We start from the raw sequence: 25,815 nt of genomic DNA on the forward strand, positions 1-25,815 counted from the left end.
GGCGAGGTCCAGCGCCCGCCGACACGCGCGCGGGTCGTGGCGGGCCGCCGCCCGGCGGGTGCGCCGTGCGCGGCGCCGCGGCGGATGCCGGTCCGGTGGCCGTGGCTCGCCGCGCTGGGCGTCGCGAGCTGCCTGGTGGTGACCGGCCTGGGCCTGCTCGGCGGTCCGTCGGCGGCCGCCCCGGTGCCGGAGCGCACGGCGACGGTGTCGGTCGGGCAGGGCGACACGCTGTCGGCGCTCGCCGCGCGGTTCGCGCCGGAGAGCGACGCGGGCGCGGTGGTCGCGCGGATCAAGGAGCTCAACCGCCTCGACGGCGCGGTCCTGGTGCCCGGCCTGCCGCTCACGGTCCCGGTCGCCGGCGCCGTCCCCGCGCCGTGACGGCCGGGTGAAGATCACCCGCTCCGGTGAACTTGCCACTGGGCCGGACCGGTGAACGCCAGCGTCGCCGCGGGAAGGCTCGCCGGGCCCTCACCCGGGTGGGGTCGACCGTGGCCGTGTCGCTTGCGCACGCCTCCGCCGAGTTCTACTCTCGCCCGCTATATGTAGTAGTTACACCGCTGTAGTTGGTCCACAGGTTGGGGTAGACTGGGCAGCAGTTGTCCACAGCTGGTCGGCTCTTACCCACCGGATGTCCACAAAACGATCACCAGGTGCAGGGGTGCGTGGTGACCGCGAGGACGTCGACCGCGGGCGGCCGGCGCGGAGGGGAAGGTGATCGGCGGATGAGGTGCCCGTTCTGCCGGCATGCGGACTCTCGGGTCGTCGACTCCCGAGAGGTGGATGAAGGCCAGGCGATCCGCAGGCGGCGCTCGTGCGCGTCGTGCGGACGGCGGTTCACGACTTCGGAGACGATGGTGCTCGCCGTCGTCAAGCGGTCCGGGGTCACCGAACAGTTCAGCCGGGACAAGGTGGTGAGCGGCGTCCGCCGCGCCTGCCAGGGCAGGCCGGTCGACGACGACGCGCTGCAGCAGCTCGCGCAGCGCGTGGAGGAGTCGATCCGCTCCGCCGGGCTGGCGGAGATCCCGAGCCACGAGGTCGGCCTGGCCATCCTGGGCCCGCTGCGTGAGCTCGACGGGGTCGCCTACCTCCGGTTCGCCAGCGTCTACCGCTCCTTCTCCTCGGTCGAGGACTTCGAGAAGGAGATCGCCGACCTCCGTGAGGCCATAGCGGGTTCTGCTGCCCAGGGAGAGAGCGATCAGCGAGCAGACGGCGATTAGCCGTCCCGCTGCGGGAGTGAGGGTTCGACCGATGACCGAAACCGTGGGAACCGGGGCCGGCTCGGCCGCCGGCAAGAAGAGCAAGACCGCCGGCGGGCTGAGCGTGAAGCGCGTCTTCACCACCGAGGGGCAGCACCCGTACGACCAGGTGACCTGGGAACAGCGCGACGTCGTGATGACGAACTGGCGCGACGGCTCGGTCAACTTCGAACAGCGCGGGGTCGAGTTCCCCGAGTTCTGGTCGGTCAACGCCACCAACATCGTCACCAGCAAGTACTTCCGCGGCGCCGTCGGCAGCCCGCAGCGCGAGCGCAGCCTCAAGCAGCTGATCGACCGGGTCGTGAAGACCTACGTCAAGGCCGCGCGCGACCACGGCTACTTCGCCACGCCGCAGGACCTCGAAATCTTCGAGCACGAGCTCACCTGGATGCTGCTGCACCAGGTCTTCAGCTTCAACTCCCCGGTCTGGTTCAACGTCGGCACGGCGTCGAAGCAGCAGGTCAGCGCGTGTTTCATCCTCGCCGTCGACGACACGATGGAGTCGATCCTCAACTGGTACCGCGAGGAGGGCCTGATCTTCAAGGGCGGCTCCGGCGCCGGCCTGAACCTCTCCCGCATCCGCTCCTCGAAGGAGCTGCTGACCTCCGGCGGCACAGCGTCCGGCCCGGTCTCGTTCATGCGCGGCGCCGACGCGTCCGCGGGCACCATCAAGTCCGGCGGCGCCACCCGGCGCGCGGCGAAGATGGTCGTGCTCGACATCGACCACCCGGACATCGAGGAGTTCGTTCAGACCAAGGCGCGTGAAGAGGAGAAGATCAAGGTCCTCCGCGACGCCGGGTTCGACATGGACCTCTCCGGCGCGGACATCTCCTCGGTGCAGTACCAGAACGCGAACAACTCGGTCCGCGTGTCCGACGAGTTCATGCAGGCGGTCGAGAACGGCACCGACTTCGGCCTGCGGGCCCGGCTCACCGGCGAGGTCATCGACCGGACCGACGCGAAGAAGCTCTTCCGCGGCGTCGCGCAGGCCGCGTGGGAGTGCGCCGACCCCGGCATCCAGTACGACGGCACGATCAACGACTGGCACACCTGCCCGGAGTCGGGCCGGATCACCGCGTCCAACCCGTGCAGCGAGTACATGCACCTCGACAACTCGAGCTGCAACCTCGCGTCGCTGAACCTGCTCAAGTTCGTCACGCCCGAGGGCACGTTCGACGCGCCGCTGTTCGCGCGCGCCGTCGAGTTCGTCATCACGGCGATGGACGTCTCGATCTGCTTCGCGGACTTCCCGACCGAGCCGATCGCCGACACCACGCGGAAGTTCCGCCAGCTCGGCATCGGCTACGCGAACCTCGGCGCGCTGCTGATGGCGCTGGGCCACGCGTACGACTCCGACGGCGGCCGCGCGCTCGCGGCGGCGATCACGTCGCTGATGACCGGCGTTTCCTACCGCCGCTCGGCGGAGATGGCGCAGGTCGTCGGCGCGTACGAGGGTTACGCGCGCAACGCCGAGTCGCACCAGCGCGTGATGCGCAAGCACGCGGCGGCGAACGAGCTGGTCCGCACCTACCACTCCAACGACGCCGCGGTCCGCGCGCTGGCGACGCAGGAGTGGAAGAAGGGCATCGACATCGGCACGAAGCACGGCTGGCGCAACGCGCAGGCGTCGGTGCTCGCGCCCACCGGCACCATCGGCTTCATGATGGACTGCGACACGACCGGCATCGAGCCGGACTTCTCGCTGGTCAAGTTCAAGAAGCTGGTCGGCGGCGGCTCGATGCAGATCGTCAACCAGACGGTGCCGCGCGCGCTGGAAGCGCTGGGCTACCCGGCCGAGCAGGTCGAGGCGATCGTCGAGTTCGTGGCGGAGCACGGCCACGTCGTCGACGCGCCGGGGCTGCGTCCCGAGCACTACGAGGTGTTCGACTGCGCGGTCGGCGAGCGTTCGATCGCGCCGATGGGGCACGTCCGGATGATGGCCGCGGTGCAGCCGTTCCTCTCCGGCGCCATCTCCAAGACGGTCAACATGCCGGAGTCGGCGACGGTCGAAGAGGTCGAAGAGATCTACTTCCAGGGCTGGAAGCTCGGCTTGAAGGCCCTCGCCATCTACCGCGACAACTGCAAGGTCGGCCAGCCGCTGTCGACGGCGAAGAAGGACAAGGCCGCCGCTGTCGCGGAGCCGGAGAAGGTCGTCGAGTACCGGCCGGTCCGCAAGCGCCTGCCGAAGAAGCGCCCGAGCCAGACGGTGTCGTTCACCGTCGGCGGCGCGGAGGGCTACCTGACGGCGGGCTCGTACCCGGACGACGGCCTCGGCGAGATCTTCGTCAAGCTGGGCAAGCAGGGTTCGACGCTGGCCGGCGTGATGGACGCGTTCTCGATGTCCATTTCGGTCGGTCTCCAGCACGGCATCCCGCTCGAGTTCTACGTCTCGAAGTTCTCGAACCTGCGCTTCGAGCCGGCGGGCATGACCGACGACCCGGACATCCGCATCGCGACGAGCGTGATGGACTACCTGTTCCGCCGCCTGGCCCTCGACTACCTGCCGCACGAAAAGCGTTCGCAGCTGGGGATCCTGTCGGCGGACGAGCGTTCGGCGGAGGTGGAGGCCACCTACGGCACACCGGACCTCGAAACCCTGCGGTCCACAGTGGACTCCTCGCCGGAGCCGCACGCGGAGGAGCCGGAACACGCCCACCGCGAAGCCCAGACGACGACGGAGCTGATGGAGCTCCGCCTCGGCAAGGCCGCGGACGCGCCGTTGTGCATGACGTGCGGAACGAAGATGCGCCCGGCGGGCTCGTGCTACGCCTGCGAAGGCTGCGGCGCGACGTCCGGTTGTAGCTGACGGCCCGGGTGACGGGGCCCGCGCCCCGTCACCCGGCCCGTTCGGCCACCGAAATGGTGTGCCGCAAGGTTTCCCGAGCCTCCGCCAGCTCCACGGCCCGGTGATCGAGGCGGTCGAGCTGGGCGCGGAGGCGGTCGAGCACGCCGGGGCACGGGCGCAGTGAGCCGTCCTCGAGGGCGCACGGCAGGACGTGCTTGATCAGCTTCGTCGGCAGTCCGGCGGCCAGCAACGCGCGGATCTGCCGCACCCGCTCCGCCGCGGAAGCGTCGTAGTCGCGGTACCCGTTGGCCTGACGGCGCGCGGTGAGCAACCCCGCACGCTCGTAGTAGCGGAGCAGACGCTCGCTCGTCCCGGTCCGCTCGGCCAGCTGCCCGATCAACATCGCCCCTCCACCGAACTTGACCTTGCCACGGTGTCAACGTTCAACACTGGGTCCGGCGGCCGCATTCCGGCGCCGCCCGGAACCCAGGAGACCCGTTGATCATCGATGCGCACAGCCACGTCCACGATCCCGTGCACGACCACGTCGCCCTGCTCGACGAGGCCGGCGTCGACCGGGCCGTGCTGTTCGGCACCCGGCCGCACCCCGAGCGGGCCACCGACCTGGCCTCGCTGAAGCGCGAGCTGGGCGTGCTGCACGAGACCGTGGCGGGCGGCTCGAGTCAGGGCGGCTACGAGACCGCATGGCGAGAGCTCGACGCCGCCGTCGCGGCGCACCCCGACCGGTTCATCGGCTTCGGCAAGGTCGACCTCGACCGGCCGCCCGAGGGGATCGACGCCGACGTCCAGCGGATCGTCGAGCGCGGCTTTCGCGGCGTGGGGGAGCTGACCCCGCGTCCCGGCGAAGCCGCGCGCGTCGAGCCGGTGCTGCGGGCCGCCGCCGACCACGGTGGGCTGCCCGTCTACGTCCACGGGTTCGCGCCGACCACCGCCGGCGACCTGGCGACCCTGGCCCGGCTCGCGCGGCGGTACCCGCGCGTTCCGCTCGTGATCAGCCAGCTCGGCGGGCTCAACTGGCTCACCGCCATCGAACTCGCCCGCGAAACGCCGAACCTGTACCTGGAGCTGTCGACCGCGAACATCATCTTCGCGGTGCGGCTGGCGATCCACGAAGTCCCGGAGCGTACGCTGTTCGGCTCGGACGCCCCGTACGGTGATCCGGTCCTCGCGCGCGCCACCGTCGAGCGCGTCACCCGCCCCGGCGCGATCCGCGACCAGGTTCTCGGCGGCACGCTCGCCCGGCTCCTGAACCTCTAGAAGTACTGCTGCACCTCGGAAACCGGCGGCAGGTCGCCGACGAAGCCGAACCGGCCCGCCTTCATCTCCCGGGCACCCGCCATGAACGACTTCAACGCCAGCCTCGACAACGCCGCGCCGATGCTGACGCGGCGGACGCCGATCTCCGCCAGCTGGTCCAGCGTGATCGACGGGTCCGCGAAGCCCATCACCACGTTGACCGGCTTGCCCACCGACGACACCACCGCGCGCATCTGCTCGAGCGTCCGCAGCCCCGGCGCGTACAGCACGTCCGCGCCCGCTTCCTCGAACGCCTGCAGGCGCTTGATCGTGTCGTCGAGGTCGTCGATGCCCAGCCACAGGTTCTCGCACCTCGCGGTGAGCACCACCGACCGGGCGCGCGCCCGCTCCACCGCCGCCCGGACGCGGTCGACCGCCAGGCCGAACTCGTAGATCGGGGTGCCGCGGTCGCCCGTGTGGTCTTCGATCGACGTGCCCACCGCGCCCGCGTCGGCCGCCGCGTCGATCATCTTCGCCGCTTCGGCCGGGTCGTCGGCGTAGCCGTTCTCCAGGTCGGCGTTCACCGGCAGCGGTGTCGCGTCGGCGATCTCGCGGATGTTGGCCAGGATCTCCGCGCGGGTCGCGCGGGTGCGGCCGACCACGTTGGCCACGCCGAGGCTCGTCGTGGCGAGGGCTTCGAAGCCGAGGCCGGCCAGCAGCCGGGCCGTCCCGGCGTCCCACGGGTTCGGCAGCAGGAAGGGTTCGGGGCCCTCGTGCAGGGCGCGGAACCGGTCGGCGGTCGTCATGGCTCCAGCTTCCCGCCGCGCGGCCCGGCAGGCCACCCGGCGACCGCGGAAAGGTGGCCCGAAGCGCGAAAACGCATTCAGCGCGATCGCGACCCACGATTTCCGTCCATTCCAGGCCCGTTCTCGGCGGAACCCCCGGTCGACCGAGGTGGTCCAGACCCCGCTCGGCTCGGAGTCACCCGTTCGAGTTAATCTTCCTGGTCGGGGGACTTCAGCCTGTTCCCCTTCGTGACGCATTCTTCGTGCGGAACCGGGGAGGAACCCGCCGATGACCTCGCTCGTCGTCGATCAGCCTGCGCAGGAAACCGACGAACCGCCGAGACGTAAGACATTTTCCCACTGGTGGTCGACTGGGACGGTTTTGGCGATCTTCGCCTTTCTCGCCTGGCAGCGGCGCTGGGTGTGCGACGACGGCCTGATCGTGCTCCGCACCGTCGAGAACCTGCTCCACGGGGACGGCCCGGTGTTCAACGCCGGCGAGCGCGTCGAGGCCAACACCAGCACGCTGTGGACCTACGTCCTCGCCCTCGGCGGGCTGCAGCCGTGGCTGCGGCTGGAGTGGGTCTCGGTCGTCGTCGGGCTGGTCTCGGCCGTCGGTGGCCTCTTCTTCGGCCTGGACGGGGCGCGGCGGCTGTTCCCCGGGCGGCGGGTCGTGCCGGCCGGCGGCCTGGTCGTCCTGGCGCTGCCGCCGTTCTGGGACTACGCGACGTCGGGCCTGGAGACCGGGCTCGTCACGCTCTGGCTGGCCCTGGTGTGGTGGCAGCTGGTCCGGCACGCGACCGGCGGCCCGGTCCGGGTCTGGCCGACCGTGCTGCTCATCGGCCTCGGCCCGCTGGTCCGGCCCGAGTTCGCGCTCGTCTCCGCCATCGCGTTCGCCGCGCTGATCGCCGTCGTCCGGCCGGGCTGGCGCCGCGCGCTGGGCCTGCTCGTGCTCGCCGGGGTGCTCCCGGTCGCCTACCAGGTGTTCCGGATGGGCTACTACGGCCTGATCACCCCCAACACCGCGCTGGCCAAGGAAGCCACCCAGGCGCGCTGGGACCGCGGGTGGTTCTACCTCGTCGACTTCTTCGGCTCGTACTGGCTGCTGGTCCCGGTCGCGCTGCTGCTCGCCGCCGCCGTGCTGGTGCTGCGGAGCCTGGAGCGCAAGACGCTGGTCGTGGCGCTGACCCCGGTGGTCGCCGGGATCCTGCTCGGGCTGTACGTCACCCGCGTCGGCGGGGACTACATGCACGCCCGGATGCTGCTGCCGGTGCTCACCTGCCTGCTGCTGCCGATCATGGTCGTCCCGCTGACCCGGTGGACCACGCCGCTCGTGCTGGCCGTCGTGGCGTGGACCGTCACCAGCGCCGTCGGGCTGCGGCCCGCCTCCGCCGAGCAGCACAAGATCGGCGCGTACGGCATCAGCGACGCCCGGGTGTTCTGGGTGGACTCCACGCACAACGAGCACCCGATCACCGCCGAGGACGCCGGGCTGATCCCCGGCTACCTGCCCGAACTCGCCGCCGCGCGGGCGAAGGTGACCGGGCCGGCCGTCGCGGTGTCGGTGAACGGGACGTGGGTGCTCTACCCGGCCACGCACGACGTCGTGTCCAGCCCCGGCGCGCTCGGCTTCCCCGGCATGCTCCTGCCCCGGGACGAGACGGTGATCGACGACCTCGGGCTGGCCGGCCCGCTGGCCGCGCACAGCCTCCCGATCACCGGGCGGCCCGCGGGACACCAGAAGCTCCTTTCGGTGGCGTGGGTGATCGCGGACGCCGGCGTGGGCACGCCGGAGCAGCTTTCGGCCGCCGGGAACGAGCTCGTCTGGTCGAAGGAGATCCTGGCGGCCCGGATCGCGCTCGCCCGGCCCGAGATCCGCGAGATGCTCGACTCGGTCCGCGCCCCGCTGACGTTCGGGCGGTTCTGGGACAACCTCGTGCACTCCGTCGGGCGCAGCCGGCTCCGCTTCAACCCGCATCCGCTCGACGCGCAGTTCGGCGGCTGAGCCGCGGACCGCGGCCAGGATCGCCGAGCGCGCGTCAGCTTCCGGCCTGGAGGATCCACTCCCGCTCGTCGGGATCGCGGACGGTCGCCTCGCGCGTCCCGAAGTGGGTGTCCTCGAACGGGGTGACGACCTCGACGTCGGGCACGGTGTCGCTCTCGGTCTTGAGGACGAGCTTCATCCCGGTGGCCTGGTTTTCGGGCACCTCGGCGACGAACAGGTAGGGCCCGTCGCCCTTGCGCAGCAGCCCGGAGTTGTGGTCGGTGGCGAAGTCCAGCTCGAAGCCGAGGGTCTGGAAGAACTTCGCCGCCTTGCCCCAGTTGTGGGTCTCGAGGTACACGGCTTCGATGGTCATCGCTGGTCTCCTTCTTTGGCCAGGTACTGGCGCAGCGCGTCGGTGACGAGTGCCGACAGCGACTGCCCGGTGTCGACGGCGTGGTGCTTGACCTCCCGGATCAGGTCCACGGGGAGGTACACGTTGAACTGCTTGACGTCCTTGTCCGCCATGACAGCATGCTAGCATTCTAGGTTAGTAGCCCGTCAACCTCCACGGGATCTCCACGAAACGGGTGCACGGCGTCCACGCCGGCCCGGCATCATCGAGCCCGATGAACTGGTTGCGGGATTTCGAAGCGGAAGCCGGACGCCGGGCCGCGCGGGACGAGCCGCCGTGGGAGCGGGGCGCGAAGCTGCATCCCGACGTCGCGCGCAGCGTCCAGCGGTTCCAGGTTGGCGAGGCCGGCGACGGCGCCAACCTCATCGCGAAAGCCGGCGGCGGTGACTACCTGGCCGCGGTGCGGTTGTTCGTGGCCGAGGAGCAGAACCACGCGCGGATGCTCGCGGCCCTGCTTGCAGCGGCCGGCTTCCCGGTCATCGCCACGCACTGGACGGACACGGTGTTCGTGTGGCTGCGGCGGGCCCTCGGGCTGCGGCTGGAGCTGATGGTGCTGCTCATCGCGGAGGTGGTCGCGCTCCGGTACTACCGGGCTCTGCGCGACGGCGCCGGAGACCCGCTGGTTTCCCAGGTCGCGGCCCGGATCCTCGCCGACGAGCAGCGGCACGTGCCGTTCCACTGCGACCGGCTCCGGCTCGGGTTCGAGGGGCTGTCGAAGCCGGTGCGCGCGGCGGTGTTCGGCGCGTGGCGGGTGCTGCTGCTGGGTGTCGCGGTGACGGTGGCGGCGGACCACGGCCCGGCGTTGCACCGCCTCGGCGTCGGACGGCTCGTGTTCGTCGCGGATGTGCTGACCGCGTTCGAAGGCGCGTTGGCGGCGATCCGCGGGGAGGAGCCCCGGCCGAAGCCGCGGTACGTCCCGAGGCGCGCGAGGCCGCGCGGGCTCGTCTAGAGGAGGCCTGCCAGCACCCGCAGCGACGCCGTGATCCGCTCCACCGACACCCCTCGCGACGTCTGGTGCAGGAACAGCTCCGGCGCGAGCGGCGCCAGCAACACGTCCGCCAGCACGTCCGGGTCCGCCGCGCCTGCCGCCTCGGCCAGTACCCGGACGTGGCTGCGCCAGAACCCGTACGCCCCCGTCGTGAACCGGGAATGGCCCACCTCCGCGCCCAGCACCAGGTGCGCGTGGCGCTCCAGCAGCGCCACCATCGCCACGTAGAACGCCGCCAGGCGCTCGGCCGGGGGTGCGCCCGGGCCCAGTGGTGGGTCGCCGCGGAGCAGGGACTCCTGCAGGCGGTGTTCGTGCTCGTCCAGCAGGGCCACGGCGATCGACGCGCGGTCGGGGTAGCGGCGGTACAGCGTGCCGCGGCCGACGCCCGCCGCGCGGGCGATGTCCTCCATCGTCACCTCCGCCGCGCCGCGGGACGCGAACAGCTCCTCGGCCGCCGTCAGGATCTTCGCGCGGTTGCGGGCCGCGTCGGCGCGTTCGGGCATTTCCCCACCCTAGGAATAAGTGGACACGGCGTCCAGTTATGGCGAGGACACCGAAGAACGGAGGACCCGATGGGCTGGGTCACGCTGGTCGCCGCCGGGCTGGTCGAGATCGCCTGGTCGCAGAGCATCAAACCGACCGAGAACTTCACCAGGCTGTGGCCGACCCTGCTGTGCTTCGTGCTCGGCGTCGCCGCCGTCTACCTGCTCTCCCGCGCCATGGACGCCGTCCCGGTGGGCACCGCCTACGCGGTGTTCACCGGGATCGGCGCCGTCGGCGCGATCGTGCTCGGCGTCGTCGTGCAGAAGGACCCGCTGAGCCTCGGCCGGGTGGCCGCGCTCGCCCTCATCGTCGGCGGCGTCGTGCTCGCGCGCGTCACTTCGTGAGCTGCTCCCACAGGAACTCGAACACCAGCGCCCACTTGAACGCCAGCTGCTCGTTGTCCGCCGCGGCGCCGTGGCCGCCTTCGATGTTCTCGTGGTAGCGGACGTCGTGGCCCTGCTCGCGCATGCGCGCCACCATCTTGCGGGCGTGGGCGGGGTGCACGCGGTCGTCGCGCGTCGACGTCACGAACAGCGACGGCGGGTAGGAACGTCCACTGTGGACATTCTGGTAGGGCGAGTACTTCGAGATGAACTCCCACTCGGCCGTCTCGTCGGGGTCGCCGTACTCGGCCATCCACGACGCGCCGGCCAGCAGCAGGTGGTAGCGGCGCATGTCCAGCAGCGGCACCTGGCTGACGATCGCGCCGAACCGCTCCGGGTAGCGCGTCAGCATGACCCCCATCAGCAGGCCGCCGTTGCTGCCGCCCTGGATGCCCAGCTGCGCCGGTGTCGTGATGCCGCGTGCCACCAGATCCGAGGCCACCGCGGCGAAGTCTTCGTAGACGCGGTGCCGCTGCGCCTTGATCGCCTGGGTGTGCCATTCCGGCCCGTACTCACCGCCGCCGCGGATGTTCGCGACGACGTACGTGCCGCCGCGCGAGAGCCAGCCGCGGCCGATCATCCCGCTGTAGGACGGCGTCAGCGAGACCTCGAAGCCGCCGTAGCCGGTCAGCAGCGTCGGGCCGCCCTCCGCGCCCGACGGCCGGACGACGAAGTACGGGATCTTCGTGCCGTCCTCCGACGTCGCGAAGTACTGCGCAACGTCCATTCCGGACGCGTCGAAGAACGCCGGAGCCTGCTTCAGCACCTCGACCTCTTCACCAACATGGCCGTAGCTCAACGTCGACGGCTGGAGAAATCCGCTGGAGTTGATCAGGTACTCGTCGCTGACGTCGGGGTCGGTGTCGAAGATGTCCGCGCTGCCGAACTCCGGTCCGCCGGACAGGGGCTCGTCCGTCCAGCCGTCCGGACCGGGGGTCAGGGTGCGCAGCTCGGTGCGGACGTCGCGCAGCGTGCCGAGCAGCAGGTGGTTGCGCGTCCAGGCCCAGTAGTCGAGCGACGTGTGCGCGTCGGGCGTGAACAACGTCGTGAAGGCGCGGTCGCCGGCCATGAAGTCGTCGAAGCGGATGCCGATCAGCGACCCCGCCGGGTGCTCGGCGCCACCGACGGTCCACGCCGTGCGCGGCCGGACCAGCAGCCATTCGCGGTGCACGGACGCGCTCGCGTCGTCCGGGACGTCGATCTTGACCAGCGCGTCCGGCGTCCGCAGGTACAGCTCGGAGCGGTAGAAGTCGACGGCGCGGCTGACGAAGTCGCGCTCGAAGCCCTCGGTCGGGTCGTGGGACGCGCCGATCGAGACGTCGTCGGGCTTGCCCTCGTAGACCGTGAGGGCTTCCTCGAGCGGCGTGCCGCGCCGCCACTCCTTCGACAGGCGCGGGTAGCCGGAGCTGGTAAGCGTGCCGGGGCCGAAGTCCGTTCCGATGTAGACGCGGTCCTCGTCGATCCAGCCGATCCGCGTCTTGGCCTCGGGGACGGTGAAGCCGCCGTCGACGAACTCGTGCGCGTCGAGGTCGAACTCGCGGACCACCGTGGCGTCCGCGCCGCCGCGGGACAGCTCGACCAGGCCGCGCCGGTAACCCGGCCGCAGCACGGCCGCGCCCTGCCAGACCCAGTTCTCGCCCTCGGCCTCGGCCAGCGCGTCGACGTCGAGCAGCAGCTCCCACTCGGGCTCGTCGGTGCGGTAGGACTCCAGCGTCGTGCGCCGCCACAGGCCGCGGGGGTGGCTCGCGTCCTGCCAGAAGTTGTAGAGGAGCTCGCCGCGCCGGCGCACGTACGGGATGCGGTCGTCGGCGTCGAGCACTTCGCGCAGTTCGTCACGCAGCTCGGCGAAGCGCGCTCCGGTGGTCAGCTCGGCCAGCGTTTCGCCGTTGCGGGCGCGCACCCAGTCCAGCGCGTCGTCGCCGGTCACGTCTTCCAGCCACAGGTTGGGGTCCTCCACACTCATCCCGACAGTTTCGCCCGCCGGGGCGCCCGGTGGCCACCGGGCGGCGTTTTCGTTTCGTGATCTCGGCCTCTCCGGTCGTCCGTATGCTGGTGACCAGCGCCGGGGGGACGCGTGCTCGGGCGAGTCCGTGCCGGTCCGGCGGACGAGCCAGGGGGACAACGTGAACGACGCCGACGGCCCGGCCACGCCGGGGGAGTCCGGTGTTCCCGGGCCGCCGCCACCGCCGCCGATGGCGGCCCGGCCCCCGGAACCCGCCTGGACACCCGAACCGAACCCGTGGGCGCCGAACTGGGCCGCCGCACCGCCCGTCCCGATCGCGCCGCCGCGCAGCCGGCTGTGGGGCGCCGTCGCGGGCGTCCTCATCGTCGTGGTGACGATCTCCCTGGTCGCGGCCACCATCCCGCACCGCGTCGACGGCCACGCGCTCGTCGCGCAGGGCGCCGACACCGGCCGCGCGTTCAGCGGCGGCTCGGACGGGAAGCCGGCGAAGCCCGTGCCCGAGCTCGCCCGCAACCCGCTGCTGAGCGACGGCATCACCCCCGGCCCCGCCGCCTGCGACCTGCCCGAGCTCGGCCGGGCCGCCGCGCAGCTCAAGGCGTACTACGGCGCGCTGGCCGACTGCCTGGAGCAGTCGTGGCGCCCCGCGCTGGCGAAGGCGAACGAGCCGACGCTGACCGCGACCGTGTCGGTGACGCTGCCCGAGCACAGCGCGTGCGGCGAAGCGCCGACGGAGAACGAAGCCGTCGCGTACTACTGCGGTGGGGACACCACGATCTACGCGCCGACCGACTGGATGCTCTCGGACGCCGGCCTGAACAAGGCGCGGCACATCGCGACGATCGCCCACGAGTACGGCCACCACGTGCAGCGCGAGAGCGGCATCCTGTCCGCGGCGGCGGACAAGATGACGTCGCCGAACGAGGACAGCGCGGCCGACAAGCAGGTCGTCCGCCGGATCGAGCTGCAGGCCAACTGCTTCGGCGCGCTGTTCCTGGCGGCCGTCGCCGGCTCGGGCTCGATCAGCCGGTCGCTGGCGAACGCCGCCGTCGCCGACTACGGCCGGGCCAACGACAGCGACACCCACGGTTCGCGCGAGCACCAGCTGTCGTGGGCGAAGGCGGGCTACGACGGCAAGACGACGAAGGCGTGCGACACCTGGAGCGCGCCGGTCGCCGACGTCAGCTGACCGTCCACCCGGGATCGCGGCCGAGCAGGGCCAGGAACCGGTCGAGCTCGCTCACGTCCGCCGGCACGTCGACGCGGTGGGCGAAGGAGCCGTTCTTTTCGCGGCCCTCGTCCGGGATGCGCTCGGCCAGCTGGAGCGCGACGTGGACGGCTTCGGCGTCCGGCTCGTAGGGCAGCCCGAGCGTGCGGGCCAGGTCCCAGCCGTGCGCGAGAGTGTCGACCAGGTGCATGTGCGCGGCGATCGTGCCCGGGAACGTGCCGAAGTGGTTGATGGTGAGCTGCCGCTCGAGCACGGCGTCGTCGGCCATCGCGTCGAGGAAGTCGTCGACGGAGGCCCGGTACGCGGCGTAGGCGTCGTCGCCGAGGACGCCGGCGTCCCAGTCCGGTGCCGAGCCCTCGCGGGCCGCGGTCGCGAAGGCGTGGTTCTCGCTGACCTGGTGGCGGAGCAGGTCGGCCAGCGTCCAGCCGGCGCACGGGGTGGGGCGGGCGAGGTCGCCGGGCTTGGTGGTGGCGACCAGCTCGTCGAGGACGAGCAGGCCGCGGCGGTCGAGTTCACGCAGATCCATGCTTCGCACGTTAGGCGCGCGAGCGGACCACGAAAAGCGCCAAATCGACCGCAACCTTCGTGGACCAATCTAGGCTGATCGAGTGGAGATCCACATCGACCTGACCGGGACGCGCGGCCACCGCGCCGCGATCTACCGGCAGCTGCGCGCGGCCATCCTCGACGGCCGGATCCGGCCCGGCGAGGCCCTGCCGCCGACGCGGGAGCTCGCGCAGCGGCTGGCGGTCTCCCGGACGACGGTCAGCGCGGCCTACGACCGGCTCACCGCCGAAGGGTTCCTCACCGGCCGCGTCGGCGCGGGCACGTTCGTGACGGCGTCGGCGGCGGCGCGCCCGGAGCCGTCGCACGTCTCCGGGGTGCGGCCGCTGCCCGAGTGGGACGCCGTACCGCCGCCACCCGCGCCGTTCGCCCCGGCGCCGGAGTTCGACTTCCGGCCCGGCGTCCCCGACCTGACCCGGTTCCCGTTCGACACCTGGCGCCGGCTGGTGACGCAGCGGCTGCGCGCCGGCCAAGCGGACCTGATGACCTACGGCGACCCCCAGGGCCACGCCGCGCTGCGTGCCGAGATCGCCCGGCACGCCGGGGTGTCGCGGGACGTGCGGGCGAGTGCCGCGCGGGTCGTCGTCACCGCCGGCGCGCAGCAGACGACCGACCTCGTCGCGCGGGTGCTGCTGCGCCACGGCGACCTCGCCGCCGTCGAGGACCCCGGCTACCCGCCGCCGCGGCTGGTGCTCGAAGCCCGCGGCGTGCGGGTCGCGCCGGTGCCGGTGGACGCCGAGGGGATCGTCGTCGGCGCCATCCCGGCCGGGACGCGGCTGGTGTACGTGACGCCGTCGCACCAGTACCCGCTGGGGCTGTCGATGTCCTTGGCCCGCCGGCTCGAACTGCTCGACTGGGCCGAGCGCGCCGACGCGGTGCTCGTCGAGGACGACTACGACACCGAGTTCCGCTACACCGGCCGGCCGCTGGAACCGTTGCACAGCCTCGATTCCCGGGGGCGCGTGGTGTACGTCGGCTCGTTCTCGAAAGTGCTTTCACCCGCGCTGCGGCTGGGTTTCCTCGTCGCGCCGCCGTCGCTCGTGCCGGCACTGGTGAAGGCTCGCTACCTCACCGACTGGCACGCGCCGAACGTCGAACAGGCGGCGCTGGCCGCGTTCATGGCCGAAGGCGGCTTCGCGCGGCACATCCGGCGGATGCGGAAGGTCTACCGGGAACGGCACGAACTGCTGTCCGCGGTGCTCGCCCGGGACTTCGCGGACTTCCTGACGCCGTTGCCCTCGACCGCGGGCCTGCACCTGAGCGCCGCCGCCGGGACCGACACCCGGCCGCTCGTCCGAGCCGCGCGAAGGCACGGCATCCGGCTGTACGCGTTGGGGGACTTCGCCGTGGCCGGTCCCCGGCACGGGCTCGTCTTCGGTTACGGTGCGGTCGCGGCCGAGCGGATCGAGCCGGGGCTGGCCCGGCTGCGCGCGCTCGTCGACGGAGGCACGGCATGACCGACGACGTGATGGTGGCGATCGACGCCGGGCTGCGGCAGCACATCGGCGGCGACCGGGCCGGCGCGCACGCCACCTTCACCGCGCTGTGGGCCGAGATCGGCGCCGACGGCGACCCGCTGCACCGCGTCGCGCTCGCCCACCACATGGCCGACGTCTGCGACGACCCGGCCGAAGAGCTCGAGTGGGACCTGCGCGCACTCGCCGCCGCGGACTCGCTGACCGACTCCCGCGCCCAGGAGTACCACTCGTCGCTGGCCGTGCGCGGGTTCTACCCGTCCCTGCACCTGAACCTCGGTGAGGACTACCGCAAGCTCGGCGACCTCGCCGCGGCCCGCGAACAGCTCGCCCTGGCCCGGGAGAAACTCGGCGCACTCTGCGAAGACGACTACGCGGCCGGAATTCGCGCGGCCCTCGACGGCCTGGCCGAACGGCTCGGCTGAATCGGTTCGAATACCACGAAGACGCCCCGTTTGCCGGACTTTCGCGCACGTCCCAGCGCCCTTACCCTGTGGTGATCCAGCTCACCGACGGGAAGGATCGCCATGCGGATTGCGGATCTGCTGCGCAAGAAGGGGTCGGCGGTCGCGACGGTCACCCCCGAGACCACGGTGACCGCGCTGCTGGCCGGACTGGCCGAAAACAACGTGGGCGCCATGGTCGTGGTGGCCCCGGACGGCTCGATCGCGGGCATCGTGTCCGAACGCGACGTGGTGCGCCGCCTCAACGACCACGGCCCGGGACTGCTCGAGGGCCCGGTGTCGGAGATCATGACCAAGCTGGTGGCCAGCTGCGGCCCGGACGACTCGATCGACCAGCTGTCGGTGCTGATGACCGAACGGCGCATCCGCCACGTGCCCGTCCTGGAAGAGGGCCGGCTGGCCGGGATCATCTCGATCGGTGACGTCGTGAAGAACCGGATGGAACAGCTGGAGAAGAGCCAGGAACAGCTGGAGGCCTACATCTCGCAGGGCTGACTTCGCCGTCGAGGGCGCCACTTCCCGCCGGAGGTGGCGCCCTCGCGCGTCGGTCAGACCGCGTCCGTCTCCAGCGCGGTGAAGCCGCTGACCTGCCGGGGCACGGTCAGCTCGGCGGCGCCGGAGGCCACCACCGAGCCGGCGAGCGCGGCGGTGAACTCGCGGACGGTGTCGCGCGGGGTGAGGTCGCCGGTGCTCAGGTACGCGCCGTGCGTGCCGACCCGGGCGATCGTCGTCATGTCCGCGTCCCCGATGCCGAACGCGACGATCCGCGGGCGCGCGGCCCAGCCCGGGTCGACCAGGCCGGCGTGCGCCGACGGCCAGGCGGCGGGATCGGTCGGCTGCCCGTCGGACAGGAAGAAGACCACCGGCTGGTGGACCGCGCAGGACGCGGAGCGAAGCGCTTCGACGTCGCGCTCGATCGTCTCGCGCAGCACCGCGAAGGCCGCGCCGAAGTTCGTTTCCGTGCCGATCGCCCGGCCGTCTCGCGCCGGACCCGTGCCCGGCGTCGAGAGCGGCGTGACGATCCGGGCGGTCTCGGCGAACCCGATCACGCACAGCCGCGTCCGGCCCGCGATCGACGGCTCGCCGAGCAGGGTGCCGGTCAGCTCGCGCAAACCCGTGTTGAGGCTGTCCATGTGGTCGGCCATCGAGCAGGATTCGTCGAAGACGACGTAGCACGGCAGGACTCGGTCCGGCATCCGGTTCTCCTCAGTACGGGTGCCGAGTGTCGCCCGCGGGCCTGGACCGGACGTGGACCGGGACTTGATCGGAACTGGACACGGTTGCGCCGGCTGGACGAATAGTTGACGGAATGTGGATCCGGTCCGGGACCGCCTTCCGGTTTTCCCAGGCAGTGGGTTGACTGGGAGCCCGCCGAGTTCCAGGGAGGGGACATGGAGGTGCTCCTGCTCGGACCGTTCGAGGTCCGGATCCACGGTGAGGCCGTCGACCTCGGCGACCTCCAGCAGAGGTTCATCCTCGCGGTGCTCGTGCTGCACCCGAACCGCGCGGTGTCCACCGAACGGCTCACCGAGATCGTCTGGGCCGGCCAGGCCCGGCCGAGGACCAACCTCGTGCCGGGGTACATCGCCAAGCTGCGGAAGCTGCTGGGCACGAGTGCCATCGACCGCGAGCCGACGGGGTACGTGCTGCGGATCGACCCGCAGCACATCGACGTCGTGCGCTTCGACGCGCTCGTGACCGAAGCGCGGGAGTGCGGCGACCCGGCGCGGCGGCGCGTCCTGCTGCGGGCGGCGGTGGACCTGTGGCGTGGCCGGTACCTGGAGGACCTCGACCTCGACCGCGTCGGCGCGGCGGACCTGATCTCGCCGGAAGAGGCGTACCTCGACGCGCTGGGCGACCTGGCGGAGCTCGAGCTGGGGCAGGGCAACCACCGGTGGGTGCGGGACCGGCTGCGGCCGGTGGTGCGGCGGGACGGCACCCGGCACCGGATGGCCGGGCTCCTGATGCGCGCGCTGGTGGCCAACGGCGACCGCGTGAAGGCCATGGAGGTCTACCACGCGACCCGGGCGGCGCTGGACGAGGTCGGCATGGAGGTCCCGATCGAGCTGCGGAAGCTGGCCCGGTTCACCCAGCGCGTCGAGCCGCACGTGGCGCTGCCCGCGCCCGCGAGCCGCTTCGGCGGCCGCGAAGACGAACTCGCCTCGATCGAAGCTCGCGTGCTGGTCGCGACAGCCGAACACCGCCCCGCCACGGTCTGGATCAGCGGGATGCCCGGCGTCGGCAAGACGGAGCTGGCGGTGCAGGCCGCCCATCGGCTGCGCGAGCGGTTCCCGGACGGCCGGATCCTGGTGCAGCTCAACGGGTTCACGCCCGGCGTCGCCCCGGCCGGGCTGGGCGAGGTGCTCGGCCTGCTGCTCGAAGCCCTGGGCGTGCCACCCGAGCAGCACCCGCGGGCGCTGAGCCAGCGGATCGCCCGGTACCAGTCGACGCTGTCGGGCACCCGGACGTTGGTGGTGCTGGACAACGCGTCGGCGGAGGACCAGATCCGGGCCCTGTTGCCGGCGGCGGCGGGGTGTGCCGCGCTGGTCACCAGCCGCGCGGTCGGCGGCGTCGACGTCGAGGACGAGATCCGGTTGCGTCCGCTGGCGCCGGGCGCGGCCGCGACGCTGCTGCGGGAGCTCGTCGGAGCGGACCGCGTGGGCGGCCGGCAGTCCGTGGTGGACGAAATCGTCGCGCGCTGCGGGTGCGTGCCGCTGTCGATCAGGATGGTGGCCGCGCAGCTGCGCCTGCACCGCTCGTGGCCGCTGGAGCACGTGCTGGAGCTGCTGACCGGGACGAGCCCGTGGCAGGCCGCGTTCGCCGTCTCCTACGACCACCTGCCCGAGGAGCAGCAGCAGCTGTTCCGGTTGCTGGGGCGGGTTCCGGGCGTCGCCTCCGGGGTGAACGCGGCGGCCGCCCTCACCGGCGCGACGGTGCCGGAAGCGCGTGCCCTGCTGGAGGGGCTGCACGGCGCGAGCCTGCTGGAGGAGCCCGAGCCGGAGCGGTACGTGATGCTCGACCCGCTGCGCGAGTTCGCCGCCGAGCTGCCCGGCCCCGAGCCGGCCGGAGCGCTGACCCGGCTGCTGGACTTCTACCTCGTCAGCGTGGCCAACGCGGTGGGTGTCGTGTTCCCGTTCGACCGGGATCGGCAGCCGACGGTCGAGGTCGAGTGCGCGGTCGCGCTTGAGTTCGCGGACGGCCGGGCCGCGCGGGCGTGGCTGTCGGCGGAGCGGGCGAACCTGCTCGAAGCGATCCGGTACGCGGCGGGGCACGACCTGCCGGAGCACACGTGGCAGCTCGCGGTCCTGTTGTGGCGCTGGTACTTCGCCAGCGGGCACCTGCAGGAGTGGTCGGAAACCCTGGAGCTGGCCCGGACCGTGCTCGAGCGGACCGGCGAGGACCGGCGCGGGCTCGCCTACGTGCTCCTGCGGTTGTCGGGGGCGAAGCGGCAGGCGGGCAAGCCGGCGCCGGCGCACGAGCTCGCCGAGGAGGCCCGGTCGTTGTGGGCGGACCTCGGCGACGACCGCGGCGAGGCGACCGCGCTGTGCGCGATCGCGGTGGTGGACATCGACCGCGGCGACGACCGGGCGGCGACCGCGCACTTCGAGGCCGCGCTGGTGAAGTTCGAGGCGTGCGGGGACGCCCGCGGCCAGGCCAACGCGCTGAGCAACCTCGGCCAGCTCAGCGAGGTGGCCGGCGATCTCGCGGTCGCCGAGGAGCGGCACGTCGCGGCGGCGAAGCTGCTGCGGGAGCTGGCGCACACCCAGGGGCTGGCGCACGCGCTGGACAACCTGGGCGTCACGCGGCAGCGGCTGGGCCGCTTCGACGACGCGATGCGCGACCACCAGGAAGCGCTCGAGCTGGCGGTCGAGGTGGGGGACCGGTCGTGTGAGGCCTACGCGCTCACCAACATCGGGACGGTGCACCGGCTCACCGGCCGGCTCGACGAGGCCCTGCGGTTCCACGAACTGGCGCGCCGGGTGGCCGACGAGGTCCGCGAGCCGGGGCTGCGGACGCAGCTGTACCTGGACCGCGGCGCGACGCACCTGGCACGCCGCGACTGGACCGAGGCCCGCAACGCGTACTTCGCCGCGCTGGACCTGGCGGGCGGCACCGGGGACACGGGCCGGAAGGCCCACGCCCACCACGGCGCGGCCCGCGCCCGGCACGAAGCCGGGGAGCACCTCGAAGCGGCGCCGCACTGGCAGGCGGCGCTGGCCGGGTTCGAGGAGCTGGGATGGCCCGAAGCCGTGCAGGTACGGGCGGAACAGGCCAAGCTGACCTGTTCCTGTGCGTCTATAAAGGACTGATCAGCCGCTGAATCCCGTTCGTAGCCGCAGGATCGCGTTCAGTTCCGCCCGTAGCTCGCGTGTGGCAGGGTGGGTGTGCCAGCGGGCCGGCTCGTGCAGGTGCGGGTGAAGTTGACCTGTTCCTGTGCGTCGACAACGGACTGGTCAGCCGCTGAATCCCGGTCGTAGCCGCAGGATCGCGTTCAGTTCCGCCCGTAGTTCTCGCGCGGCCGGGTGGGTGTGCCAGCGGGCCGGCTCGTGCAGGTGCGGGTGAAGCTGACCTGTCCGTGTGTGTCCACAACGGACTGATCAGCCGCTGAACCCCGGTCGCAGCCGTAGCATCGCGTTCAGTTCCGCCCGCAGCTCACGCGCGGCCGGGTGGGTGTGCCACCGGGCCAGCACGCGGGCCAGCTCGCGCAGGTCGACCCGGACCGTCGCGGAGTCCACCGGCGCCGCGTCCGCCAGCACCGTGCGCGTCAGCTCGCAGGCGTGGTCGATCTCGCCGCTGCCGGCGTGCGCGAGCACCCGCCGGGCGCCGAAGCGCGCGCGGGCCCGCCGGGCGCCGGGGGCGATGCCTTCGATCTGGGAGTCCAGCAGCTCCGCCGCTTCCGCCGGGTGGCCGAGGTCGTAGAGCGACCAGCCGCGGGTCAGCGCCACCTCGTCGGTGACGCTGGAGGAGCCGATCACCGGCGCGGCCGGCGCGGGCCGGGCCTCGCTCAACAGCACGGTCGCGCGGTCGAGCGCCCGCTGGTAGCCGTCCGGATCGCCGACCAGCGCGTGCCCCTGGGCCTCACACCGCGCGGCCAGGCCGAGGATCCGCGGGCCGGCCGCGGGATCGGCCTGGGCCCGCATCGCGAGCTCGATGGTCGACAGCGGATCCTGGCGGTACATGGCCAGCTCGGCCTCGCGGACGAGCGCGTAGCTCGCCAGGTACCGGTCCCCGCCCTCGGCGGCGTACTCGACCGCCCGCCGCGTCCACCAGAGCGCCGCCGTCTCGTCCCCGGCTTCCTGGCTCATCCAGCCGGCGTACTCGGCGGCCCGGGACGCCAGCAACAGCAGCTCCCGGCGCATCGGCTCGGGTTGCTCGGCCGCCAGCGTGCGCAGGGTGTTCACGTGGGCGACGACCGGGCCGAGCACCATGGTCGGGCTGCTGATCGTGCCCAGCTTGCGGTACTGGTCGAACGTCGTGCGCAGCGCGGCCAGCGTCGGCTCGTCGACGGCAGGCCGCGTGCCGCCGGTCAGCGCGAAACCCAGCGCCATGCCGACCCCGGCGAGCACCTGCCGGCGGGGGAGCCGGTGGAAGGTCTGCGCACCCTCGCCGTCGGACACCATGACCCACAGCTCTCCGTCTTCGTCGTCCTCGCCGGCTTGCTCCTCGGCGGTCCGGACCATCGCGGACAGGACGCCTCCGGTGGCGAAGACGCTGTCGTAGCGCTTGGCGATGTCGGCCGTCGGCGGCTTCAGGTCGTTTTCGATCTTGCTGAGGTAGCTCTTGCTGTAGTTGACGCGCTCGGCGAGCTGCGCGAGGGACATCCCGGATTCTTCACGGATTCTCCGCAGATTCGCCCCGAACGAGTCGCTCATGGCCGCCTCCCCACGCTGTCGCCCGTTCCGCAGTACAGCATCCGCCGACCCGGAAGGCAACCACGCCGAACCGGTCCGGCCCGTTCGGTGAATCGGTCACCGAAAAGGCCGGACCGCGCGAGTTCAGTCGATCCAGGGGTGCCCGTCCGGGGTGACCGTGGGCGGCGGCACGATCACGACCGGGACCGTTCCGCCGCCACCGTCCGCGACGGCGGCACTGGCCGCGACCGGGCCACCGAACGCGGCCAGTGCCGCCAGTCCCGCGGCGATTTTGGCAGCGACGAGAAAAGAGTGCTTGGACATGGGTGCTCCTCGGTGGAAGTGATTTCCCGACGCGGATTCGCGTCTGAACCGAGGATTGGTCAATGGCGGGCACCCCGACAATCCGGTGCCTGTGCACCGAATTGCGGGAAACGGGAAACGCCGATTCAGCCCAGGCCGAGTGTGCGGGCCAGCAGCAGGGCGTACGCGCTGCCGGCATGGGGCATCTCGCCCTCGATGACCAGCGACAACGCCCGGTCGAAGGGCAGCAGGCGGACCTCGAGGTCGGCCTCGCCGGGCTCGAGGTGCGAGGGGCCGTGCCGCAGGCCGGTGGCGAAGAACGCGTGGTCGCGGTGGTTGGTGAAGGAGTCGGCGCAGTTGATGGTGCCCAGGTGCCGCCAGTCGCGCGCGGAGATCCCGGTCTCTTCGAGCAGCTCGCGGCGGGCCGTCACCTCCGCGCCCGGGTCGTCGGCCTCGATCCGCCCCGCGGGCAGCCGCCACTGGGTGTTTTCGTGGGTGTAGATCCACTGCCGCGTCACCGCGACGGATCCCTGGTCGTCGACGGCCAGCACGGTCACCGAGCCGGTCGTGACGATGTGGTCGTAGATGCCGGAGGAGCCGTCCGGCCGGACGGCCGTGTCCCGGCGCGCGTCGAACCACGGCGAGCGGAACATGCTGGTCGTACTGCGCCGGGACCAGGAACCGGATGCCGAGCTTGCCTCGTCGCGGATCACGATCCGAGTCAACCACACGCGTCGGCGCGGGGGCATGCACAGCTTGTCCACTTTTTATCCATCCGCCGGCCGCATGATCGGGCGAGCGTGACGTACCGCTCGGTGTCGAAAAGGTCGAGTGCGGTCACGGCGAGGTCGGGCGGAAGTCACGAAACGGCACACGGGAATGGGTGCGGACGGGGAGTTGTAACGTGACCGGGCAAGTGCGCGACCACAGGGGCGTCCAACTCCCGAATTCACTCTCAGGAGTGCGCATGGCCGAATCCGCGACGCGCGTCGAAAGATACGATTTCTGCTTGTCGTTCGCCGCGCGGCAACGTGCCTATGCCGAAGAAGTCGCGCAGCTGCTGCGAGCCGCCGGATTGCGGGTCTTCTACGATTTCTTCGAGTCGGCGGACCTGCTGGGGGTCGATCTCTACGCGCACCTCGACGAGATCTACAACCGCGGCTCGCGCTACTGCGTTCTCTTCGCTTCCGAGGACTACCTGCGCCGGGCCTGGACCGGCCACGAACGCGTTTCGGCGCAGTACCGCGCATTCCGCAGCCCGTCGGCGTACGTGCTGCCGGTGCGGTTCGACGACACGGAGATCCCGGGCCTGCGCGGGACCATCGGCCACGCCGACGCGCGGGTGCTCTCCCCGGCCGCGGTGGTGCGCCTGCTCATCGCGAAACTGGAGTCCGACGCGCAGTGCGCGTCGCTGCCGGCCACGGTGCTGGTGCTGGCCGGCGAGGGCCGCGACGACGTCCTGAAGGCGGCACTCGAGCGGTGCGGCCTGACGCTCCCGCCCGAGCTGGTCCTCGGCTCGCCCGCGCGGACGGTGGTGGTCGTGCCGGAGTCGGTGCTCCCGGTGGTGGACGTGACGACGACGTTGGTCAGCGAGCTCGAGACCGCGGCGGCGAGGCGGCCGGGAACGCGGCTGCGCATCGCGGTGCACCGCGGCGAAGTCCCGACCGCACGGCTCGGGGGATGCGTCGACGTGACGGCGGCGGCGGAAGCGGCGGTGTCCTCGGCGGTGTCGGAGGTGTTCGACGCGCGCCCGCGGGCGCACTGCGTCATGGTGGTGACCCAGCGCGTTTACGACCAGGTGATCCGCCACGGCCGCGGCGGCAGCAACCCGAGACTGTACGAACTGGTCGTCACGACGGACGGCACGGGCCTGCACGTCCGCGTACCGGGCTACCCACCGATGCGGCGGCCGTCGCCGGACGGCCGAGCCTGAACGCCGCGGCTGCCGCTATTCCCGCCAGCCGGACAGCTCCACGCCCTTCGCGACGTCGACCCGGTACGCCAGCGTGACGACCCCGGTCTCGCCCGGCGCCAGCGTCAGCCGCCAGGTGAACTCGCCCAGCGCCGACGTCTCGGCCGGCTCCGGCGACGTCTTCACGTCCCGCACGGTGATCGTGTCGTCGCGGGACACCGGGGCCTGGTCCAGCACCGTCACCACCGCTTCGCGCGGGCCGTGGTTGCCGATCGTCACGCGGTACTCCGCTTCGCGGCGCTTCTGGCCCGACAGCGTCGCCTTGCTCGCGGTGCGGCGGACCAGCTCGCGCTCGACCCGGATCCGGTCGTCGACGCCCAGCGCCAGCTCCAGGTCCTCGCCGGGCGCCCACGGCTCCAGCCGGGTCGTCCCGACGAACTCCGCGTCGTGGAACACCGAAGCCCGGCCCGGTCGCAGCGCGTTTTCGGAGGTGTTGACGACCTTCGCGCGCAGGTACGCCTCCTCGGCGAGCACCGGCGCGGTGACGTAACCGAGCTCCGCCGTCAGGTCCAGCTGCGCCAGCGTCGTGCGGTGGCCCCGCGCGCCGGAGGGCACCGCCACCGGGCGCGACGGCCGGTAGGTGACCGCCGTCGTGCCCTGCTCGGCTTCGGCGAACTTGGGCGCCATCGGCACTGACGCCGCGGCGGCCGCGTAGCGCATCCGCGACATTTCCGGGGCACCGCCCGGCGCCGCGCCGCCGAAGGCCGCCGGGGGAGCCGGGGCCGGCGGGCGCGCGCGGTCCAGGTACCACGGCTGCAGCTCCGGCACGACCACCGAAACCGCCGGGCGCGCCGTCGACAGCGCCAGCTCGCACTCCGGCCAGTCCTCGCCCGTGTGCTGGGTGACCAGCCCGTACGACGTCACGGTGACGTCGGTGCCGCGCACCCGGATGTCGTAGCCCGGCTCCCAGCTCGCGCTGGGGACCACATAGGACAGTTCCAGCTCCGCTTCCCCGGACGGCTCCGCGATTTCCAGCTCGACGACGACCGACGTGCTGTCCTGTTCGGACCGTGCGCTGTGTTCGGCGATCCGGCGGTCGAGCGCGGCGAGGTCCTCACGCAGCCGCGTGATCCGCTCGCCGAGCACCCGCCGGGCCTTCAACGCCGACGCGAGCCGCTCGCTCAGCGCGTCGGTCACCTCGGCGACGCGCGCCGGCTCCGCCGTGCCGGCCGCCAGGGCCTTCGCGAAGCTGCCACCGCTGCGCTTCGCGAGCGAAGTCAGCAGATCCACCTTCATCACTTCGGCCGCTTCGTCGTCGATGACGCCGTCGAGCGTCGTCTGGTCCGTGCGGCGCTGCTCGACGAGCACGCGCAGGGCGGCGTCGGCCGGCTCGGCGTGCCGTTCGGTGCGCACGTCCACGCCCGTGATCAGCGCGGGACCGGTGCCGGTGACGCGCACCGAACCCGCGTCGAGGGTCAGCGGGAGCCCGGCGAAGGTCAGGCGCGGGCCGCCCGCCAGCGGCACCTTGCCCCGGCGGGTGATCCGGGCCTGCTGCGGGTAGACGGTCACGGCGGCGATCGGCGCTTCCACGGTCGGCATGCCTCCGACGTTAGTCTCTTGACACTCCGGAGGCCGGAGCGGAAGTCTCGACACTCGTCCGCTTC

The 25,815-nt window shown here is 72.0% G+C and carries 25 protein-coding genes; 13 read left to right on the top strand and 12 right to left on the bottom strand.

Annotated elements, in window-relative coordinates; genetic code table 11:
* The 3 genes from M8542_RS47145 to M8542_RS47155 all read left to right on the top strand — a co-directional run.
* Positions 1–378: LysM peptidoglycan-binding domain-containing protein (locus M8542_RS47145; protein ID WP_257926958.1), on the top strand; the 378-nt coding region annotated here is incomplete at its 5' end.
* A 344-nt stretch (positions 379–722) separates the two neighbouring features.
* Complete coding sequence (gene nrdR, locus M8542_RS47150) at positions 723–1,217, top strand: transcriptional regulator NrdR (protein WP_257926959.1); 495 nt, start codon at positions 723–725, stop codon at positions 1,215–1,217.
* Positions 1,218–1,248: 31 nt separating this feature from the next.
* Entirely contained in the window at positions 1,249–4,062 is a 2,814-nt protein-coding gene (locus M8542_RS47155) for a vitamin B12-dependent ribonucleotide reductase (protein ID WP_257926960.1), read from the top strand.
* A 28-nt stretch (positions 4,063–4,090) separates the two neighbouring features.
* On the opposite strand, the gene M8542_RS47160 is transcribed toward M8542_RS47155, so the two are convergent.
* Positions 4,091–4,444, bottom strand: coding sequence for a MerR family transcriptional regulator (locus tag M8542_RS47160; protein ID WP_257926961.1), 354 nt, complete (start codon positions 4,442–4,444; stop codon positions 4,091–4,093).
* 95 nt (positions 4,445–4,539) lie between these two features.
* Here M8542_RS47160 and M8542_RS47165 point away from each other — a divergent pair, with 95 nt between their 5' ends.
* Positions 4,540–5,319 (top strand): amidohydrolase family protein, encoded by a 780-nt coding sequence (locus M8542_RS47165; RefSeq protein WP_257926962.1) that lies wholly within the window; start codon positions 4,540–4,542, stop codon positions 5,317–5,319.
* Here the strand turns inward: M8542_RS47165 and M8542_RS47170 are convergent.
* Positions 5,316–6,104 (bottom strand): isocitrate lyase/PEP mutase family protein, encoded by a 789-nt coding sequence (locus tag M8542_RS47170; RefSeq protein WP_257926963.1) that lies wholly within the window; start codon positions 6,102–6,104, stop codon positions 5,316–5,318. The two genes, M8542_RS47165 and M8542_RS47170, sit on opposite strands and share 4 nt — an antisense overlap.
* A 361-nt stretch (positions 6,105–6,465) precedes the next feature.
* On the opposite strand from M8542_RS47170, the gene M8542_RS47175 reads away from it, so the two are divergent.
* Positions 6,466–8,088 carry an arabinofuranosyltransferase AftB family protein gene (locus tag M8542_RS47175; RefSeq protein ID WP_257926964.1) on the top strand — a complete coding sequence of 541 codons (1,623 nt, stop codon included), beginning with the start codon at positions 6,466–6,468 and terminating at the stop codon, positions 8,086–8,088.
* A 34-nt stretch (positions 8,089–8,122) separates the two neighbouring features.
* On the opposite strand, the gene M8542_RS47180 is transcribed toward M8542_RS47175, so the two are convergent.
* Together M8542_RS47180 and M8542_RS47185 are read right to left on the bottom strand one after the other, a co-directional pair.
* Positions 8,123–8,440, bottom strand: coding sequence for a VOC family protein (locus M8542_RS47180; RefSeq protein ID WP_257926965.1), 318 nt, complete (start codon positions 8,438–8,440; stop codon positions 8,123–8,125).
* Positions 8,437–8,592 (bottom strand): ribbon-helix-helix domain-containing protein, encoded by a 156-nt coding sequence (locus M8542_RS47185; RefSeq protein WP_257926966.1) that lies wholly within the window; start codon positions 8,590–8,592, stop codon positions 8,437–8,439. Before M8542_RS47185 ends, M8542_RS47180 begins: the two co-directional genes overlap by 4 nt.
* A gap of 101 nt (positions 8,593–8,693) precedes the next feature.
* Here M8542_RS47185 and M8542_RS47190 point away from each other — a divergent pair, with 101 nt between their 5' ends.
* Positions 8,694–9,428 carry a ferritin-like domain-containing protein gene (locus tag M8542_RS47190; RefSeq protein WP_257926967.1) on the top strand — a complete coding sequence of 245 codons (735 nt, stop codon included), beginning with the start codon at positions 8,694–8,696 and terminating at the stop codon, positions 9,426–9,428.
* On the opposite strand, the gene M8542_RS47195 is transcribed toward M8542_RS47190, so the two are convergent.
* Entirely contained in the window at positions 9,425–9,970 is a 546-nt protein-coding gene (locus M8542_RS47195) for a TetR/AcrR family transcriptional regulator (RefSeq protein WP_257926968.1), read from the bottom strand. The genes M8542_RS47190 and M8542_RS47195 overlap by 4 nt on opposite strands.
* A gap of 69 nt (positions 9,971–10,039) precedes the next feature.
* Here M8542_RS47195 and M8542_RS47200 point away from each other — a divergent pair, with 69 nt between their 5' ends.
* Entirely contained in the window at positions 10,040–10,354 is a 315-nt protein-coding gene (locus M8542_RS47200; RefSeq protein WP_257926969.1) for a DMT family transporter, read from the top strand.
* Here the strand turns inward: M8542_RS47200 and M8542_RS47205 are convergent.
* Positions 10,344–12,356, bottom strand: a complete 2,013-nt coding sequence (locus tag M8542_RS47205; protein WP_257926970.1) for a prolyl oligopeptidase family serine peptidase — start codon at positions 12,354–12,356, stop codon at positions 10,344–10,346. The genes M8542_RS47200 and M8542_RS47205 overlap by 11 nt on opposite strands.
* A gap of 229 nt (positions 12,357–12,585) precedes the next feature.
* Between M8542_RS47205 and M8542_RS47210 the strand changes: the two genes are divergently transcribed.
* Positions 12,586–13,542 carry a neutral zinc metallopeptidase gene (locus tag M8542_RS47210; RefSeq protein WP_257927009.1) on the top strand — a complete coding sequence of 319 codons (957 nt, stop codon included), beginning with the start codon at positions 12,586–12,588 and terminating at the stop codon, positions 13,540–13,542.
* On the opposite strand, the gene M8542_RS47215 is transcribed toward M8542_RS47210, so the two are convergent.
* Positions 13,535–14,107 (bottom strand): TIGR03086 family metal-binding protein, encoded by a 573-nt coding sequence (locus tag M8542_RS47215; RefSeq protein ID WP_257926971.1) that lies wholly within the window; start codon positions 14,105–14,107, stop codon positions 13,535–13,537. The two genes, M8542_RS47210 and M8542_RS47215, sit on opposite strands and share 8 nt — an antisense overlap.
* An 82-nt stretch (positions 14,108–14,189) precedes the next feature.
* Between M8542_RS47215 and pdxR the strand changes: the two genes are divergently transcribed.
* The 3 genes from pdxR (at position 14,190) to M8542_RS47230 (ending at position 16,579) form a co-directional block, all read left to right on the top strand.
* Entirely contained in the window at positions 14,190–15,602 is a 1,413-nt protein-coding gene (gene pdxR, locus M8542_RS47220; RefSeq protein ID WP_257926972.1) for a MocR-like pyridoxine biosynthesis transcription factor PdxR, read from the top strand.
* Positions 15,599–16,045 (top strand): hypothetical protein, encoded by a 447-nt coding sequence (locus M8542_RS47225; RefSeq protein ID WP_257926973.1) that lies wholly within the window; start codon positions 15,599–15,601, stop codon positions 16,043–16,045. Before pdxR ends, M8542_RS47225 begins: the two co-directional genes overlap by 4 nt.
* A 102-nt stretch (positions 16,046–16,147) precedes the next feature.
* Positions 16,148–16,579 (top strand): CBS domain-containing protein, encoded by a 432-nt coding sequence (locus tag M8542_RS47230; protein WP_257926974.1) that lies wholly within the window; start codon positions 16,148–16,150, stop codon positions 16,577–16,579.
* Positions 16,580–16,632: 53 nt separating this feature from the next.
* Here M8542_RS47230 and M8542_RS47235 read toward each other — a convergent pair whose 3' ends face one another.
* Entirely contained in the window at positions 16,633–17,280 is a 648-nt protein-coding gene (locus tag M8542_RS47235; protein WP_257926975.1) for a vWA domain-containing protein, read from the bottom strand.
* A 195-nt stretch (positions 17,281–17,475) separates the two neighbouring features.
* On the opposite strand from M8542_RS47235, the gene M8542_RS47240 reads away from it, so the two are divergent.
* Positions 17,476–20,394 carry an AfsR/SARP family transcriptional regulator gene (locus M8542_RS47240; RefSeq protein WP_257926976.1) on the top strand — a complete coding sequence of 973 codons (2,919 nt, stop codon included), beginning with the start codon at positions 17,476–17,478 and terminating at the stop codon, positions 20,392–20,394.
* Positions 20,395–20,682: 288 nt separating this feature from the next.
* Here M8542_RS47240 and M8542_RS47245 read toward each other — a convergent pair whose 3' ends face one another.
* The 3 genes from M8542_RS47245 to M8542_RS47255 all read right to left on the bottom strand — a co-directional run bounded on the left by M8542_RS47245 (position 20,683) and on the right by M8542_RS47255 (position 22,970).
* Positions 20,683–21,957 (bottom strand): helix-turn-helix domain-containing protein, encoded by a 1,275-nt coding sequence (locus M8542_RS47245; RefSeq protein ID WP_257926977.1) that lies wholly within the window; start codon positions 21,955–21,957, stop codon positions 20,683–20,685.
* Positions 21,958–22,080: 123 nt separating this feature from the next.
* A complete protein-coding gene (locus M8542_RS47250) occupies positions 22,081–22,260 on the bottom strand; it encodes a hypothetical protein (RefSeq protein ID WP_257926978.1) in 180 nt (59 codons plus the stop codon).
* 125 nt (positions 22,261–22,385) lie between these two features.
* A complete protein-coding gene (locus M8542_RS47255) occupies positions 22,386–22,970 on the bottom strand; it encodes an NUDIX domain-containing protein (RefSeq protein WP_504970541.1) in 585 nt (194 codons plus the stop codon).
* Positions 22,971–23,206: 236 nt separating this feature from the next.
* Between M8542_RS47255 and M8542_RS47260 the strand changes: the two genes are divergently transcribed.
* Entirely contained in the window at positions 23,207–24,172 is a 966-nt protein-coding gene (locus M8542_RS47260) for a TIR domain-containing protein (RefSeq protein WP_257926980.1), read from the top strand.
* 15 nt (positions 24,173–24,187) lie between these two features.
* Here the strand turns inward: M8542_RS47260 and M8542_RS47265 are convergent, their stop codons facing one another.
* Positions 24,188–25,750, bottom strand: coding sequence for a mucoidy inhibitor MuiA family protein (locus M8542_RS47265; protein WP_257926981.1), 1,563 nt, complete (start codon positions 25,748–25,750; stop codon positions 24,188–24,190).
* Between the last annotated feature and the right edge of the window lie 65 nt (positions 25,751–25,815).

The organism is Amycolatopsis iheyensis, from assembly GCF_024703995.1.
Lineage (GTDB): Bacteria > Actinomycetota > Actinomycetes > Mycobacteriales > Pseudonocardiaceae > Amycolatopsis > Amycolatopsis iheyensis.